12 protein-coding genes are annotated in these 17,289 nt (G+C 56.5%); 2 read left to right on the top strand and 10 right to left on the bottom strand.

What is annotated here, in order from left to right; translation table 11 throughout:
- Positions 1-5 precede the first annotated feature (5 nt).
- The 5 genes from DESPR_RS08390 to DESPR_RS08410 all read right to left on the bottom strand — a co-directional run bounded on the left by DESPR_RS08390 (position 6) and on the right by DESPR_RS08410 (position 4,220).
- Positions 6-695, bottom strand: a complete 690-nt coding sequence (locus DESPR_RS08390; RefSeq protein WP_015724375.1) for an iron-sulfur cluster assembly scaffold protein — start codon at positions 693-695, stop codon at positions 6-8.
- A gap of 45 nt (positions 696-740) precedes the next feature.
- Complete coding sequence (locus DESPR_RS08395; protein ID WP_015724376.1) at positions 741-2,012, bottom strand: MFS transporter; 1,272 nt, start codon at positions 2,010-2,012, stop codon at positions 741-743.
- Between the two features lie 20 nt (positions 2,013-2,032).
- The gene (locus DESPR_RS08400) at positions 2,033-2,575 is read right to left on the bottom strand and encodes a Chromate resistance protein ChrB (protein WP_043769873.1); all 543 of its coding nucleotides are present in this window, start codon (positions 2,573-2,575) and stop codon (positions 2,033-2,035) included.
- A 203-nt stretch (positions 2,576-2,778) separates the two neighbouring features.
- Complete coding sequence (locus DESPR_RS08405) at positions 2,779-3,630, bottom strand: prenyltransferase/squalene oxidase repeat-containing protein (RefSeq protein WP_015724378.1); 852 nt, start codon at positions 3,628-3,630, stop codon at positions 2,779-2,781.
- A complete protein-coding gene (locus DESPR_RS08410) occupies positions 3,627-4,220 on the bottom strand; it encodes a recombinase family protein (RefSeq protein WP_015724379.1) in 594 nt (197 codons plus the stop codon). Before DESPR_RS08410 ends, DESPR_RS08405 begins: the two co-directional genes overlap by 4 nt.
- A 163-nt stretch (positions 4,221-4,383) precedes the next feature.
- Here DESPR_RS08410 and DESPR_RS08415 point away from each other — a divergent pair, with 163 nt between their 5' ends.
- A complete protein-coding gene (locus DESPR_RS08415; RefSeq protein ID WP_015724380.1) occupies positions 4,384-7,386 on the top strand; it encodes a Tn3 family transposase in 3,003 nt (1,000 codons plus the stop codon).
- 42 nt (positions 7,387-7,428) lie between these two features.
- On the opposite strand, the gene uxx1 is transcribed toward DESPR_RS08415, so the two are convergent.
- Positions 7,429-7,629 carry a UXX-star selenoprotein family 1 gene (gene uxx1, locus DESPR_RS18955; protein WP_015724381.1) on the bottom strand — a complete coding sequence of 67 codons (201 nt, stop codon included), beginning with the start codon at positions 7,627-7,629 and terminating at the stop codon, positions 7,429-7,431.
- A 353-nt stretch (positions 7,630-7,982) separates the two neighbouring features.
- Here uxx1 and DESPR_RS08425 point away from each other — a divergent pair, with 353 nt between their 5' ends.
- Positions 7,983-9,401: a sigma-54-dependent transcriptional regulator gene (locus tag DESPR_RS08425; RefSeq protein WP_015724382.1), complete on the top strand. Its 1,419-nt coding sequence runs from the start codon at positions 7,983-7,985 to the stop codon at positions 9,399-9,401.
- Between the two features lie 124 nt (positions 9,402-9,525).
- On the opposite strand, the gene DESPR_RS17230 is transcribed toward DESPR_RS08425, so the two are convergent.
- From DESPR_RS17230 to DESPR_RS08445, 4 genes are read right to left on the bottom strand one after another with little or no spacing between them, the layout of a single operon-like run.
- Positions 9,526-11,859 carry a PAS domain-containing protein gene (locus DESPR_RS17230; protein WP_169701569.1) on the bottom strand — a complete coding sequence of 778 codons (2,334 nt, stop codon included), beginning with the start codon at positions 11,857-11,859 and terminating at the stop codon, positions 9,526-9,528.
- A complete protein-coding gene (locus DESPR_RS08435; protein ID WP_015724384.1) occupies positions 11,859-12,299 on the bottom strand; it encodes a response regulator in 441 nt (146 codons plus the stop codon). The genes DESPR_RS17230 and DESPR_RS08435 overlap by 1 nt, the downstream gene beginning before the upstream one ends.
- Positions 12,299-14,917 (bottom strand): PAS domain S-box protein, encoded by a 2,619-nt coding sequence (locus tag DESPR_RS17235; protein WP_015724385.1) that lies wholly within the window; start codon positions 14,915-14,917, stop codon positions 12,299-12,301. Before DESPR_RS17235 ends, DESPR_RS08435 begins: the two co-directional genes overlap by 1 nt.
- Positions 14,914-17,178, bottom strand: a complete 2,265-nt coding sequence (locus DESPR_RS08445) for a PAS domain S-box protein (protein WP_015724386.1) — start codon at positions 17,176-17,178, stop codon at positions 14,914-14,916. Before DESPR_RS08445 ends, DESPR_RS17235 begins: the two co-directional genes overlap by 4 nt.
- Positions 17,179-17,289 lie beyond the last annotated feature (111 nt).

Below are 17,289 nucleotides of genomic sequence, written 5' to 3' on the forward strand. Positions count from 1 at the left end.
CCTCCTTATTCGTGCCGGGGATTGATGGTTCGTACCGCCTCGGAGAAGCGGCCGTAGCTGCCGGTGGCCCTGGTGAGGGCTTCGTCGGCGCCGGTACCCCGATGAATCATCTCCATCATCTTGCCGAGATGGACAAACTCATAGCCGATCACTTCGTCGTTGGCATCGAGGCCGAGCCGGGTCACATATCCTTCAGCCATATCGAGGTAGCGCACCCCCTTGGCCTTGGTGCCATACATAGTGCCCACCTGGCTGCGCAGCCCCTTGCCCAGGTCCTCCAGACCGGCGCCGATGGGCAGGCCACCCTCGGAAAAGGCTGTCTGCGAGCGGCCATAGACGATCTGGAGAAAGAGTTCACGCATGGCGGTGTTGATAGCATCGCAGACCAGATCGGTGTTGAGAGCTTCGAGGATGGTCTTGCCCGGCAGGATCTCGGCCGCCATGGCCGCCGAGTGAGTCATGCCCGAACAGCCGATCACCTCGACCAGGGCCTCCTCGATAATGCCCTCCTTGACGTTGAGGGTGAGTTTGCAGGCGCCCTGCTGGGGGGCACACCAGCCGACCCCGTGGGTCAGACCGGCGATATCTTTAATCTCTTTGGCCTGGGTCCATCGGCCTTCCTGGGGGATGGCCGCGGGACCGTGATTGGGTCCTTTGGCCACGCAGGTCATCTGTGCCACTTCTGAAGAGTACATGCCTGTCTCCTTTTGTTGTGAATGAGCAGGTTGTTGCCACCTGCTTCATGATTGTTGTGCACCGCCTGCCTGTCGTAAAACAAGGGTGCCGGCCAGCATCAGCACAGCTGCCAGGCCAAAGCTGAACACCGGCGATATTGCCGTCCACAGGACGCCGACCACGGTGCTGGAGATAAATTTGGCAGTGCCGTTGACTGTGCCCAATGCACCCACTGCGGTAGCGAGCAGTTCCTGGCTGACCATTTCGGCGGTCACCGTCGATTCCAGAGCTTCCTGCACCGCCATATACAAACCAGCAACCAGGAAAATCACTCCCAAGAAGACGATACTGTCGATGCGAAGGGCAAAAGCGGCAGCAGTCAAGATGGCAGTGAGCACACCTAGCACATATCCGGCGATCAGGGTCGGCATGTGGCCAAAACGGTCGGCAAGGACACCGATGGGAAAGGAGACGACTACCTGGACCACATTGCGCCAAACGTAGAGAAGACCAGCAACCTGCGCCGCATGAACCACACCCATAGTTTCGGTCAACAGTTGGGTAGCCGCCAGGATCAGCAGGCTATGGGAAAAATCGCCGATACCAAAAATACCAACCGCCGCTAAATAGCGCTTGAACCGCAGCGGCAACCCGCGCAGGGTATGAAAAAACCGCAACGCCGGGTTGGGAGAGTGTTCAGGATCTCGCACCAGGGTGAAAAATGCGACTACAGCCAGAACACCAGGGATAACCGAGAGCCACAACACAACACGGAAGGCAAACGATCCGTCATGCCCATTCCATCCTTGAACCCATCCCAGTAGAGCAACGCCCAGCAGGGGACCGAGCACAGCGCCAATGGTATCGGTGGCCCGATGAAAACCAAAAGCCCGACCACGGGTTTCCGGCTGCACCGCCTGCATGACAATGGCATCGCGGAGTGGGCCACGCAATCCCTTGCCAAACCAGGAGATGATCCTGCCCCAGAGGATAAGGGGCCAACCGGCGGCCAAGGCGATCAGAAACTGGCCAATCGGGGTCAGGCCGTAGCCAATCACAACTAGCAACTTGCGGTGCCCGAGTTTGTCGGCAATGAAGCCGGAGATCATCTTGGTGAAGCTGGCCACGGCATCGGCAATGCCCTCGATCGTCCCCAGAACAGCCGGTGGCAGGCCAAGGACCGCCAGGAACCCCGGCAGGATGACCGTGGTGGTTTCATAGCAGAAATCACCCAATGCACTGGTGATGCCAGCACCTATTACGGTGCGATTAAGCCAGCCCTGCGGCTGACCTTGAGATTCGGTTGGTGCATCCTGGGTATCGATAGATTTTTGCATGGTTTTCCCCAAACATTGCCTTAACGATTTTCATCCTGCACTTCGAATACCCGCTGCGCATAGGCATCCAGCAGGGATTCACAGTCTGCCAACCGTTTCTGGGCCTCTTCGGCGAGATTGGTTCCGTAGAAGTCGAGCTTGCGGATTTTTTCCAGCCAGGAGTGGAGTTTTTTCAGGTCGACGTCGTTTTCTTCCAACTCAGCGTAGGTAAAGTGGCTGGCGGCGGTTTCCTTGGCGATTTCTGCTTCGAAATCTTTACATTTATCAAGGAACTCTTTGTATTCTTCGTCACGGTCTGCCTTGAATCGTGCTACCACTTTGTTTTCCTGAGCCTTGTCTAGGGCCACAGCTTCCAGAATCACTGCGTCGCCACCCATTTCAATGATCTCATTCTCCAGTATCTTCAATCGTCGGGTGTAGTCATCGGTTTTTGGGAGTAAACAAACACCGTTCTGCAGATAAACAGCTCCCATCCCTTTCAGCTTTCGCCAAAGGGAAATACGCTTCTTTGCCGGCTCCGGTGGTACTTTATACGTCAGCAACAACCAATTTTGTGTCTCCATGCGTCTCAGATTCTTTTTTCGCTTTGCGAGCCTTTTATGGAACAGTACCCGATCAATCGCATCCACACTGTTGGACAGAAACACATCGATCCTAACCGTCAAGATAGGGTTATCAGTTTCAGGGATTTCTTATCACGTGCTTATTACAATGTAACGGTCGTTACAATTCAACAGAAATAATAAGGGTTGAGGCTGCGAGATAGCTACAAGGTACCCGTCTGTTCCAGAAGGGTTAATCCGTGGATAGCGCGGTAGGTATCATCCATAGAGGCTATGGCTAAATGGGCGCGGGCAAAGCCGCCGGTGTCGGTTTGACACCGCAGAAGCGCTGACAAGCAGGCAGCGGGAAAGGTCGGAATGCAGGCAAGTTCCCGACACAGAGCCAAGCCCGCATGCAGGTATTCCAGAAAAAAGAGCGCGGTTCCCGGCTTGCCGGTAAAGCCAAAGACGGGATGTTCGCAGGCGCGGAGGAAGGGGACAAGGGTATCCAGTGGCACGGTGGAGTCGAGATGTTTGAGGATGCGGGTGACGCGATAGGTGTCGGGCAAGGTGGCACTGCTCTCCATACCGAAACCGCCATTCGTTTGGTGGTGAAAAGACTCGATTACCTGAAGAATAGCTGTTCTCTGGGTATACTGCCATTCCAGACCCAGAATTGCTCGTAGCGTGGCGAGCTGATCTATGGCATGAAAAAGGGAAGGAGAGGCGTCGGCAGGCCGAAGAGCGAGATCGACCAGTTGTATGGTGAAGATGTCAACGCCGGCCGCAGGATCGAAAAGCGGCTGGCGTTCCAAGAGGTGCAGGCTCGACAGCACAAAAAAGGCCTGGGCCAGGGAAACATAACCGCCATCGGGCTGCTGAATGGCCTGAAGGTAGCGAATGGTTGGTTTAATGTCGTAATGAACCTGCAAAAGGTCGAGGGTGGCCAGCGCAAAATAGGTGTCTTGGGGACTTGGCTCATCAAGGCGGTAAAAACAAAATCCTCCCCTCGGACAGGATCGCTCAAGAATATATTGAGAGGTATCTTGTTTGATTCTGAACAGATCAATGATCATGAATTCATGGCGTTTTCGACAACTGGTGAGATTCGCGATGATTGATTTGATTCTAGAATTTTATAAACAGTCGATCTGCCGATATTTAATTGTCTGGCTATATCCGTTGCACCAATACCTTGTCCGCGAAGAGACCGAACCTTCTCTTTATCCACAAAGGGTTTGCGACCAAATTTAATTCCCTTAGCCTTGGCTTCCAACCGTCCTTCGTTGGTACGCTCAAGTATCCGCTGTCGTTCCGCTTGGGCCACAGCTGACAGGATAGTAACCACCATCTTACCCATGCTCCCTTCCGTGCTGATTCCGTCATCCAGAAACCTGATGGCAACCCCCATTTCATCAAATTCTTTAACAAGTTGGATCATGTCTGCCGTGTCACGACCAAGCCGGTCAAGCTTCTTCACCAAAATGACATCTCCTTCCTCAACTTTGAGCCGGAGCATTTGAAGACCTTCTCGGTCCAAGTGACTGCCGGAGATCTTATCGGTAAAAATTCTGTTTGCCCGAACGCCTTCGTTCTTGAGTGCCTTCACCTGGAGGTCCAGAGATTGTTGGCTGGTTGAAACGCGAGCATACCCAAAGAGTCGCATGGTAAAAATCGTCTCCTAATTCGATTCATGGACAATATGTCTATCAACTATCTTGTTTGCGAATTAATAGACAGTTTAATCTGGTTATTTTATACTGTCCATAAAATTATAAATTAGTAGACATTAAAATTGCTCGAAGTTCAGTTTTGATGGGGAGGGAATCATGCCCGTCGATTTTTTAACCTCGGAACAGAAAGCCTGCTACGGCCAATTTTCTGGGGAACCTAACGAAGTGCAGCTGGCCCGATATTTTCACCTGGATGAAGCTGACCTTGCTTTTATCAATAACCGGCGTGGTGATCAAAACCGTTTTGGTGTCGCCTTACAGGTGGGCTGTGTTCGATTTCTAGGAACCTTCCTCTTCGACCTGTCACGGGTACCTGTCAACGCGCAATGGTTCATTGCCCGACAGCTTGATATCACTGATGTTGGGATACTGTCTAAATATGCTCAAAGGGAGACCACGCGAAGAGAGCATACTGCTCTCATCCGCAATCAGTATCAATACCGAGAATTCACATGGCCCTGGTCGTTCCGGCTGAACCGCTTACTCTATACACGCAGTTGGATCAGTAACGAGAGACCAAGCCTACTGTTTGACCTGGCCACTGGATGGTTGACTCAAAATAAGATCCTTCTGCCCGGTGCTTCCACATTGACACGTTTGATTTCAGAGGTGCGCGAACGAGCTACCAATCGTTTATGGCAACGATTATCGGCGTTGCCTGCCCCAACGCAAATTGCCAAGCTAGAGACGTTGTTTCAGATCCCGGAAGGGTCAAGAACTTCTCGTTTTGATCGCTTCCGCAAGGGGCCGGTGACAATCAGTGGTCCCGCCTTCAATGAGGCAGTTGACCGTTATCAGGAGCTGAAGACCTTCGGCATGCATGAGCTCGATTTCACAGGTATCCCGCCGGTACGCTTTAAGAACATAGCCCGTCACGCTGGTATGATCTCTATGCACAAAATCGCTCGCATGCCGGAGAGTAAGCGTACTGCTATTCTGGTTGCCTTCGCCAGAGCGTATGTGACCATCGCCTTCGATGAAGCCCTGGACGTGCTGGATTTACTGATTACCGAGATCGCCGGTGAGGCTAAAAAGCTGGGCCAGAAGAAACGGCTACGTACATTGAAGGATTTAGATAAATCTGCGCTGGCGCTGGCAGAGGTTTGTGCTCTGATACTCAACGAAAGCATGCAGGATGAACTGCTGAGGCCGACTATCTTTGCCAAAATGCCACCTGAAAGACTGGCGGAATCCATTGCCACTGTCCATGACCTGGCTCGGCCCTACGACGATAACTTCCAAGATGAAATGGTGGAGCAGTATGGCCGGGTCAGGCGTTTCTTGCCGAGATTATTGCATGTTATCAAATTTAAAGCAGCTCCTGCGGGGAAATCAACTCTTGAAGCCCATCAGTATTTGGCCGGGTTATTGGAATCACGCAAACAGTTATTGGATGAGGCCCCACTGGACATTGTTTCTAATTCCTGGAAACGCATGGTGTTTGATAAAGAAGGGAGAGTAACCAAACGAGGTTATACGCTGTGTTTTCTTGATAAGTTGCAAGACAGCCTGCGCCGCCGGGACGTCTATGTCGAAAATAGTGATCGTTGGGGTGATCCACGTGCCAAACTACTACAGGGCCAGGAATGGCAAGCTAACCGAATTCAGGTGTGTCGGTCACTTGGTCATCCTCTGAATCCCCAAGAGGCCATTGATGCTCTGGTGCGCCAACTGGATGATACGTATAAACAGGTAGCCAGCAGATTTGATGACAATGCGGTTGAGCTCGACCTGTCCGGCAAACGGCCAACGTTGACGATTACACACTTTGATAAATTGGATGACCCCGCCAGCCTAACTATCCTCTCACAACAAATTGAGGCCTTGGTTCCCAACGTGGATCTTACAGAGCTGCTACTGGAAATCCATACTCACACCGGCTTCGCTGACGAATTTACTCATGTCAGTGAAGCCAATGCTCGCGTCGATGACCTGACTGTCAGCATCTGCGCAGTACTATTGGCGGAGGCTTGCAACATAGGGTTGGAACCACTGATCAAGCACCATGTGCCCGCATTGACTCGACACCGTCTGAACTGGGTCAAACAGAATTACCTGCGTGCCGAAACATTGGTAAAGGCAAACGCCAAACTGGTGGACTATCAATCTACTTTATATCTAGCCAGGAAATGGGGTGGTGGCGAGGTCGCTTCCGCCGACGGAATGCGGTTTGTCACACCGGTCCGCACTATTAATGCCGGGCCAAATCGAAAATACTTCGGCTCTAGCCGGGGCATTACCTGGTACAACTTTATCTCTGATCAATTCTCAGGGTTTCATGGTATTGTTATCCCTGGAACATTGCGCGATTCCATCTTTGTGCTTGAGGGATTGCTGGAGCAGCAGACCGGTCTGAACCCGGTGGAAATTATGACCGATACCGCCGGTGCAAGCGATATGGTATTCGGTTTGTTCTGGTTACTTGGTTATCAATTCTCACCGCGCCTTGCTGACGCTGGCGAATCCGTATTCTGGCGCGTGGACAAGAATGCCGACTATGGCGTATTAGATGACCTAGCACGTAGTTGCGTCAATACACACAAGATCGAGCAGCATTGGGACGACATGATGCGTATTGCCGGTTCACTCAAACTTGGTACCGTGCAGGCATCCGAGTTGATCCGATCTCTACTGAAAAGTGATCGTCCTTCCAGCCTGGCGCAAGCCATTATTGAAGCGGGTCGGATCAACAAAACTTTGTATCTGCTAAATTACGTGGATGATGAGGACTACCGTCGCCGGATTCTGACGCAGTTGAATCGCGGCGAAGGCCGTCATGCCGTCGCACGGGCTATTTGTCACGGTCAGCGGGGCGAAATTCGCAAACGGTACCGGGAAGGTCAGGAAGATCAACTTGGCACGCTTGGCTTGGTGACCAACGCTCTGGTGTTGTGGAATACAATTTATATGCAGGCCGCCCTTGATCATCTAAAAGAACAGGGGAAGGATGTGAAAGAAGAGGATGAAGCCAGATTATCCCCTCTCAGCCATAAACATGTGAATATGCTCGGCCATTACTCGTTTACCTTGGCGGAACAAGTACTGAAGGGCCAACTCAGGCCGTTAAAGCAGCCATCTGAACTGGACGGATGGTCTTAGCGTACGTTTTCGTTCCATTGGACTTCAAACCCCCTAGACGCCTCAGGAGCCACCGTAGCCCACGGTCACCTTGCCGTCGATGACAAGCACCGGCACCCTGCGCTGCCCCAGGCTGTGTTGCAGCATTTCCTCCATGCGGCGAGGTTCCGCCTTGACGTCATGATAGATATGATCGGGATGCGCCGCCCGGGCGCTGGTGGTGTAGGGTCAACCATGTTTTCCATAGATGATGCTCTGGCTCATGCTGGTCCTCCATCGGTTGCAATTGCATGCTGCGGAACGCGACATACCACAATGTTCATCGAGTCTGAGTGGGCGTGCTTGCCGTCGCCCTCGTGATCTGCGGTGAACCTTTCTTCTTATTCCACTCAAGGGAAGTATTTACAATTGCAAAAATGACGCGAAAGAGAATGCACACCAAACACGTGATCCATCCAGTTGAAATATATATAATTTTATATTGACAGCACGCCATGGCCGGACGGAAAAAGACAGCCGCAAGACGATGAGCTCCGACAAAAGATTCCGCAACAGGTTCGGAGTGTGATATAAAATATATCCAAAACCCGATGGCTCACTCACCTCTATTCAGCGGCATGGCTACGATTCTCATCGTCGATGACGATTTTATTCTCAACGGACTGATTGAAAAGCATCTCAAGCGGGCCGGCCATCAAACCGAACCTGCCCTGACGGTTGCGCAAGGACTGGCATTGGCCCGCTCCGGCAACTTCGATCTCATCCTTCTCGATGTGCAACTGCCGGACGGCAACAGTCTGGATTTCTTTTCCGCGTTCTCCGAGGTCGCCTCAGCCCCGGAAATCATCATCATGACCGGCAGCGGTGACCCGGATGGCGCCAAGAAAGCCATTCAATTCGGCGCATGGGGGTACCTGGAAAAACCCCATGCGGTCCGCGATCTGCTTTTGCCGGTGACCCGGGCCCTGCAGTTTCGAGCCGAAAAGAAAAAAATTGGCGTGTTGCCCGTTGCCCTCAAAAGAGAAGCCATCATCGGCAGCAGTGCATCGTTGACGGGATGTCTCGATTTCGTCGCCAAGGCGGCGATCGGTGATGCGAGCGTGCTCCTCACGGGAGAAACGGGCACCGGCAAGGAAGTCTTTGCCCGGGCCATCCATGACAACTCGCCCAGGGCCTCGCATCCCTTTGTTGTGGTCGACTGCGCGGCCCTGCCGGAAAATCTGATTGAAAGCACCTTGTTCGGCCATGTCAAGGGATCGTTCACCGGCGCGGAGCGGACAACGAGCGGCTTGGTCAAAATGGCCCACGGCGGCACCCTGTTTCTGGATGAGGTCGGGGAAATGCCGTTGAGAATCCAGAAAACCTTCCTGCGTGTCCTGCAGGAGCATCGGTTTCGACCCGTTGGCGATTCCAAGGAGGAATACAGCAACTTTCGCCTCATCGCGGCCACCAACCGCGATCTGGATTCTGCGGTGGACAACGGGGCGTTCCGTGCGGATCTGCTTTTTCGTTTGCGCTCGCTGGCCCTTCACTTACCGCCGCTGCGAGAGCGGAAACAGGATATCCGCGAATTGACCCTGCATTTTCTCAAGCGCCTGTGCGTGCTCCACAAGGTGAGCAGCAAAGGCATCGATGACGAGCTCATCGAGTATCTCCTGGCCCACGATTGGCCCGGCAATGTCAGGGAGTTGCAACAGACCATCGAACAGGTGTTCGTCAACGCCCTCCATTATCCCACCTTGTATGCCTTTCATCTGCCAGAGCATTTTCGCGTACGCAAGACGCTCGCCAGCATGACAATGGCGCCAGCCGCCGCTCCTCATGCCACGGACATCGATTCCCGGCCGCTTGCTGGCCCGCCGCCCTCGTGGAAAGACCACAAGACGGCTTCGGAATGTCGATACCTCAAACACCTGCTCGCCTTCACCCGGGGGGATGTCCGGGAGGCGTGCCGTGTCTCTGGCCTCTCCCGCTCCAGGTTGTACCAATTGATCAACCAATACAACCTGACAAGTCCAGAACGCTCCTCGCCTTGAGTGCCCCCTCGCCGATCCACAGCCCCGCGCGCCATCTGACACCTTTGCAGTCAACGCTGTGGAAACTTGCTTCCCTGGGTTCATGCGGAGGGGCGTACGTTTTCGATCCCGCGCGAGAAAAAATTCAACCAGCGGTTCCACGGGACGCGTCAAGCGCATGGCGCACCGCGCGCAGCAGGTCTCTTGGAGAAACCGGCTTGAACAGAATCTCGACGTGCATGTCGAGCAACTCCCGTTGCTGGATGTTTTCCGGTGCATAGCCACTGATAAAGATCCCTTTGATGGCGGGCTGCAGGTGTTGAATGGCCTCATACGCCTGCTTGCCGTTCATCTTGGGCATGACCAGATCAAACAGCAGCAGGTCGATTGCCTCCTTGTGTTCCGTGAAGACACGAACCGCTTCTTCCCCATCCGTTGCCTCGATGACCCCATAGCCGTTTTTTTTCAGGACGGTCGCATACAATTCCCGCACGGTCGGCTCGTCCTCGGCGAGCAGAATGGTTTCCCGGCCGCCACGCGGTTGTTCTAGGCCGATGGTGTCACGGTGGTCGTGCGGATCGGCGGCGAGCAAGGGGAGGTAAACCGTCAGGACCGTGCATTTCCCCGGCGTGCTCGTCACCTCGATATGCCCTTGATGCTGCTTGATGATCCCATAGACAACCGCCAGACCGAGCCCGGTGCCCTTGCCCATTTCCTTGGTGGTGAAAAAGGGATCGAATATCTTGGCCACGGTCTGCGGGTTCATGCCCTTGCCGGTATCGGCCACGGTGATGCGGGCATACGGTCCAGGGATGCCAAACCCGTGAAGGTCGATGAAATCCTGGTCGATCCTGATCCGTTCGGTGGTGATGGAAAACACTCCGCCTCCAGGCATGGCGTCCCGGGCATTGGTGGCGAAATTCATCAGTACCTGATCCATCTGATGACTGTCGGCGTGGATGACCAGCGACTCCTTGGCCAGATGGGTCTGGCAGAGAATGTCCTCGCCAATGATCCTGCGGATGAATTTCTCGATGCGGCCAATGATCTGATTGATATCGACCGCCTCCTTTTGGCTGACCTGCTTGCGGCTGAACAGCAGCAGATCCTTGGTGAGGTGCGAGGCCCGCATGCCTGCCTCGATCATGGTTTGCACGCTTTTTCTCGCCGGATGGTCCTCGGCCATGTCCTCCAGCGCCAGATCCCCATAGCCGAGGATCGCGGACAGGATATTGTTGAAATCATGGGCAATGCCGCCGGCCAGGGTGCCGATGGACTCCATCTTCTGCGCCTGGCGGAACTGTTCCTCCAATTTTCGGTGGGCGGTGATATCCCGGGCGATTTCAATGATGCTCCCGATTTCGCCGGCCTGGTTGCGCATGGGAATGGCGCGAATTTCAAACTCCTGGCCGTTGTGTGCCGGTGAAAGAAAGCCGATCTCGTTGCACTCCGTTGACGCGCAACGCACAATCGGGCAATCGGTGCATTGCTCCGGCCGGCTCCAGAAGACCTCGTGGCAGTGTCTGCCCTGATAGGAACGGCTATCTTCCGCCAGCTTGAACATTTGCCGAGCGGCCCTGTTCACCCACAGGATGCGATAGTCGTTGGTGAGGTGGACAATGACATCGGGAACATTGTCGAGCAGGGTCTTGTATTCCTGGGACAGGCGCCGATACTCCTCTTCCTGGTTTTTCAGCAAGACCTCGGCGCGAATCCGATCGGTGATGTCATGGGCAATGCCGAACAGGCCATTCACCTGACCATCATCGGCGAAGGTCGGCCCCTTGGTGGTGAGATAGCAACGTATTTCGCCGCCCACATGAAGCACTTCATCTTCAAAAATATTCACCCGCCCGGAAGCCATGATCATCCTGTCCTGTTCGATGATCTTCTGGGCGGTTGCCGGTGGAAAGACAACGGTATCGTCATGGCCGATCACCTGTTCGGCCATGACGCCGGCAAAACGGGCGGCTGCGGCATTGAACAGCAGATATTTACCCTCGCCGTCCTTGACAAACACCGCATCGGCGGTGCCTTCGAGCACCGAGCGCATCAATTGCTCGTTGCGCACCAGCCGCGCTTCCGCCGTCCGCCGTTTCCGTTTTTCCCCCGCCTCGTTGAGGCAGCGCTCAATGGCCGGAATCAGGCGGAACAATCGATCCTTGAGGACAAAGTCGGCCAAGCCGCTCTTGAACAGTTCAACCGCCGTCTCCTCGCCGATGCTGCCGGAAATCAGGATCACCGGCACATCGGGCAAGCGATCTTTGATTTTCGCCAGCGATTGGGCGAAATCGAGCCCCGGTACCTTGTAGTCGGAGAGCACCACGTCCCAGCCTCCGTGTTCGAGGGCTCTGTGCAGGCCGGCTTCCTCCTGCACCCAGTGCAGATCAGTCTCCAGTCCGCCGGTACGGAGATGCCGCTTGATCAATAAAAAGTCGGCAGCCTCATCCTCGATCATCAATATGTTCAATGTAGGCATCATTTCATCCACGGCGGTTCATTGATAGCCACCCAGTACACCCCCAACCGGGCCACGGTTTCGGCAAACTCGGAAAAGTTGAGCGGTTTGCGGACAAAGCTGTTGGCGCCGTTCTCGTAGCTCTTCAACCGATCCTTTTCTTCGTCCGATGAGGTGAGGATGACCACCGGCAGCAGCCGGGTTCGCGCATCGGCGCGGATGATCCGGAGCACCTCCAGGCCGGAAAGCCTCGGCAGGCTGATGTCCAGCAGGACCACGACCGGTAATTCGCGGCATCCTTCCTGCGCAAATTCGCCCTGGTTGAACAGGTAGTCGACGGCCTGCTGGCCGTCACGGACCACGTCGATCCGGTTGGCGATCCGGGCCTTGTGCAATGCCCGCAGAATGAGCATCTCATCCTGCGGGTTATCCTCGACAAGAAGAAGGGTTTTCTCGTTCATCATTCCTCCATGGTTGACATCTCCCCGGACAGACTGAAACAAAAGGTCGCTCCTTGTCCTTTTTCTCCCCGGGCATGCAGCCTGCCGCCGTGGCGGTGCACGATCCGTTGCACCGTTGCCAGCCCGATGCCGATGCCGGGGAACTCCTCCTGCCGGTGGAGCCGCTGGAACGGTTGAAACAATTTGTCGGCATGGGCCGGATCAAATCCAGCCCCATTATCCTCGATGCACATGTACGTCACGTCGCCCTCCTTTCTGGAAAACACCCGGATGATCGCCTCGTCGCGGCGGCAGGTGTATTTCCAGGCGTTGGCGAGCAGGTTGCGCACCACCACTTCGAGCATGGCCCGGTCGCCGCGGACCAGCAGATTGGGCTCGATGTGCCAGCGTACCTGGCGCTGGGGTTCCGCCGCAGCCAGGTCTTCCATGATCTGCCGAGCCATTGTGGACAGGTTCACCCGTTGTCGCTGCAATTCGCCCCGGGTGCTCCGCGACAGGGCCAACAGTCCATCGATCAGCTCCCCCATCTTGCGGCTGCCGATGATGATCTGCTCCAGGTAGACGCGGGCTTCGCCCTGAAGGAGGTCACCGTAGTCCTCGATCAAGGCCTGGGAAAAGCCGTTCATTGCCCGCAGGGGAGCACGCAGGTCGTGGGAGACGGCATAGGCAAAGCTGTCCAACTCCCGGTTGGCGGCCGTGAGCTCGGCGGTCCGCTCGGCCACCCGTTGTTCGAGTTCGGCATTGAGCTGGCGAATCTCCATCTCGGCCTCCTTGAACCGGGTAATGTCCTCAGAAAAGATCAGGATGCCGCCGATGTCACCGGTGGCAGTATGCCAGGGACGAATTTCCCACCGCTCCCACTGCGTCTGACCGTTGGCCCGTTCAAAGCGGTCCTCGTCACGATGGAGGATCTCGCCAGCCAGGCCGCGACGGTGCAGCTCTTTCCAATCCGGACCTATTTCAGGAAAAATGTCGTAGTGGCATTGACCAAGGACAACAGCCTCGCCGATGGAGTAATTATGCAGCCAGCGCCGGCTGACGGCCAGATAGCGCATGTCCCGGTCAAACATGGCCAGGGCCGCCGGCGCGTGCTCGATGAACAGCGCCAGCCGTTCCTCGCTCTCCCGCAGGGCAGCCAGGACCGCTTCGGCTTTGCCCCGGGCAATGTTGGCGTCCTGCATCTGGTTGAGTGCCGCGATCCGGCCGTCCCGCTGGCGCTCCAGGGCCTCGGCCAGGGCCCGTTCTGCTTGTTCTTTCTCAGTTATATCAAGAACATAAGCAATTCGATTGACGGGCCGGCCTTCCTGATCATACAACGCGGTGATATCGATCAATACCGGAAAACGATGTCCCTCCTTGGTGACATGCTCGGTTTGGAACAAACCATGACTGGTGGAACGCAACGTGGCGACCAAGTCGTTCAAATCTTGTTGTCGGTCTGCCGGGAAGAGGCGCGACAAGGGCATGCCGGTCAGTTCTTCCCGCCCGTAGCCGCGCTGTCGGGCAAAAGCGGGATTGGCCGCCACGATGGTGTTGGTCTGGGCATCGGCGATCACCAGAGCCAGTTGGGCTTGGTCAAAGGATTCCGCCCACAGCCGCAAACGGCGTTCCGCCTGGTGGCGATCGGTTTCGTCGAGCAGAATGGTCAACTGCCCTTCCGGCATGAGCGTGGCGAAAAAGCGAACCAGCCGTTCGGTGCCATCCTTGCATCGCACTCGAAAATCGCCGCCCATGACCGTCTTGTTGTCCGGGCCGAGCCGGCTGAGAGCGGCGTTCCACGAGGCCTGCACCTCGGCGCGATACACCGGATCGGGGTAGGCGAGATGCCACCAGTCGTCGACCGTGACGAGCTCTGCCGGAGTATAGCCAAACAGCTGCTCCATGCGGGCATTGCGGGCGAGAAAGACCTTGGCCTCATTGGTCAAGGTCATCGCAATCGGGGCCGCCTCGAAGAGGGTGCGGAAACGCTCCGCGCTTTCCTGTAAGGCGGCAAGGGCCTCGTTGAGTTGATGCACACGGAGCCGATCCTTCCGGCGCAGCCGATGGACGGCCCCGCTGACCAGGGAAATGATGAGGCCGTTGACAATCAGCAGGCTCAATTGGAACAGATCCTGCTCAGCGCCAATGGTGAAACTGCCCGCCGGAGGAATGAGCGCGTAGAGCGTGAGCAGCGTCGAGACCAGGGTGGCGAAAAGCCCGGGGCCCAAGCCGCCAAACAGGGCGGAAACAATGATCGGCAGGGCGAACATGAACATCAGGGGCCGCTTTTCGATGGGTACCGGCAGGAGCAGCCGGAGGCACAGGACCACTCCGGTGAGGGCGGCGGCCAGGATATAGGCCAGCCAGCCAGGCAGGGGATGCGCGGAAACCAGATCGAACAGCCCCTCGTCCATCGTTGTTGCCCGAATGTCCGACTCGGCGGCGGGCACGGCATGCAAAACGGAAAACAAGGCCATGCTGGTGACCAGCACGAAAAAAACACCCTTGGCCCGGGATATCCAGGCGATGGACTGGGAATCGCCCACGGTGGCCAGCAGCTGATCGGAAAGCAGGATCCAGGCGAGCGCCAGCAGCACATAGCCGCCGGTGACAACAAGGATATAACGGCGGCGCGTCATGGCTCGTCCACCTCGACAAAGGAGAGATCAAAGGGTGGCGGCTGGCCAAGCTGTTCGGACAACATGTTGATCTGGCGTTTGAGCTCGATCATTCGCAGTTCACGGCCAACCGAAGCGTGGTTAAACTGTTCTAGTTCCTCGTTGCGGCGCCGCAGTTCTTCTTCCACCTCCTTGCGCTCGGTGATGTCCTGGACAATGCCGGCCATCCTGCGGCCATCGCCGTCCTCGCCGCCCGCGTGCCGGCCGGCGGCCCAAATCCAGCGCAGCTGGCCATCCCGGCGCCAGATTCTACATTCGAAACTCCAATTGCCGCCCGTGGCGACCGCCTCCTGGAAGGCGGCGTCGACGTGCTGGCGATCGTCGGGATGGACATGGTCGAGAAACAGCTCATAGGTCCACTCGGGCAACAGGGCCGCATAGCCGAAGATCTGATCATGACGCAGCGATCGATAGGCGGTGTGATTGACGAGATCCAGGTCCCAGGCGCCGATCTGGCTGGTTTCCAGGGCAAAGCGGATGCGCTCTTCCCCTTCGTGCAACAGGGTCTGGGTGCGTTTGAGTTCGGTGATGTCGTTGCCAACGGTGAGAATGCCGGTGACGCGGCCCTGTTCGTCGCGGATCGCTTGATTGGTCCAGGCCATCCAGACACGGCGGCCGTCGCGGCAGATGTTTTCGTTGGTATTGTGCTGATACCGTTCCGGGGCGGCAATGATGCCACGGACCATGTCCGTCAGATCGGCTCCGTTGGCATCCTCCTTGGGCACCAGGACACCGATGTGCTGGCCGACGATCTCTTCCTCGCTCCAGCCAAACAACCGTTGGGCAAAGGTATTGATGAAGGTGATGTATCCTTCCCCGGACCAATGAATGATGGCGCTGTTGGCGTTCTCCACCAACTGGCGGTAGCGCTGTTCGCTGGCCAGCAGGGCCGCCTCTGCCTCCTTGCGCGCCTGGATGTCCTCCACCACCGCGACATAGCAGTCTGGAATGCCCTCAATGTTTCGGATCAGGGTGACGCACAGGTTGACCCAGATGGGGGTGCCGTCCTTGCGCAGGTAGCGTTTTTCCAGGGAGTAGTGTCCGTCCTCGCCGTCGATCAGGCGCCGTTTGGCCAGCAGATCGGCTTCGAGATCATCCGGATGGGTCAGCTGCGGGATGCCGAGGGCAAGCAGTTCTTCCCGGCTGTAACCGAGAATGGTGCAGAACTGACGGTTTACCCGCAGCCAATGCCCCTCAAGCGTGACCAGGGCGATGCCGACCGCGGCCTGCTCGAAGGTGGCATCGAAGCGACTTTCGCTCAAGCGAAGATGCTCGGCTTGTTGGGTGAGCGATTGTTGCACCGTGGCGATCTCGCGAATCGTGATGGACGAATGACCGGTTCCGTTCGCTCGAGTGAGCGCGGTGATCTGTCGGGTCAAACAACGACCGGCCATGGTGCCGCCAAGCAGGCTGGCGGCGATGGCCACCGTCAGGGCCAAGGCCAAGCCAATGCCGGTGGTCGCTATGGGTGCCCAATAGACGGTGCGCGGAATTTCCAGAACCACCGACCAGGGGGAGGTGGTCAATCTGGCCGTAAACCGTCCCATGCTCTCGATATCGCGCCTGGCATCGAAAGAGGAAGGCGCCCGGCGGGCAATGACATCCCCGCGGCCATCCACCAGTGACAGCGCCCATGTGTTGGGAAACACGACCTGGTCGAGCCGTTCCTGAAACTGTCGGGTGGCAATGGTGGTCAGCAGGATGTGGGTGACCGTGCCGGCACGGATTCCCGGCACGGCGATGGCCACCAACGGTTCCTTGGCGACCGGTCCCAAAAAGGTGTCGCTCACTGCCGGCCGCCTGGTGGCGAGGGCCGTCGGCGCGGCGGCCTGTCCCTGGAAACGCGGCAGCGGCGGCAGGGCGGCGCCCAGGGGGGTGCGGGTGTTGAACAGCATCGGCATGGGATCGCCAAGGCCGGCAAGGATGACATGGCTGCCAAAGCGTTCCTTGTATCCGAGCGCCTGGGCGTACAAGTCCGGCCAGCGTTGCGGATCGTCGGCCAGGGGCGAGGCCGCCAACAGATGGAGCGCCCCGATCCGGGCGTCCAAATGGTAATCGATGGCCGTGGCCAGATTTTCGGCGATGGTGGCCGCCTGGCGCCGCATTTCCGCTTGTTTGTCGAGCACATCGTCAACGGCCAGCCAACCGGCCGTGAGGACCAGCGGCAGGATGGTCAGCAGGAGCAATCCAGTGAGAAAGGTGGACAATGGGCGTTGCGTCATGCGATCTCTTCTGCGTTTCCTGCGGCCCATTCCCCAAGGCGGGACAGGCGAGGCATTGGCGGTATTGTTTCAGGGATATTGTTTTCTGATAGCCTAGAAAATCGATTATGG

This window comes from Desulfobulbus propionicus DSM 2032 (genome assembly GCF_000186885.1).
Taxonomy (GTDB): Bacteria; Desulfobacterota; Desulfobulbia; order Desulfobulbales; family Desulfobulbaceae; genus Desulfobulbus; species Desulfobulbus propionicus.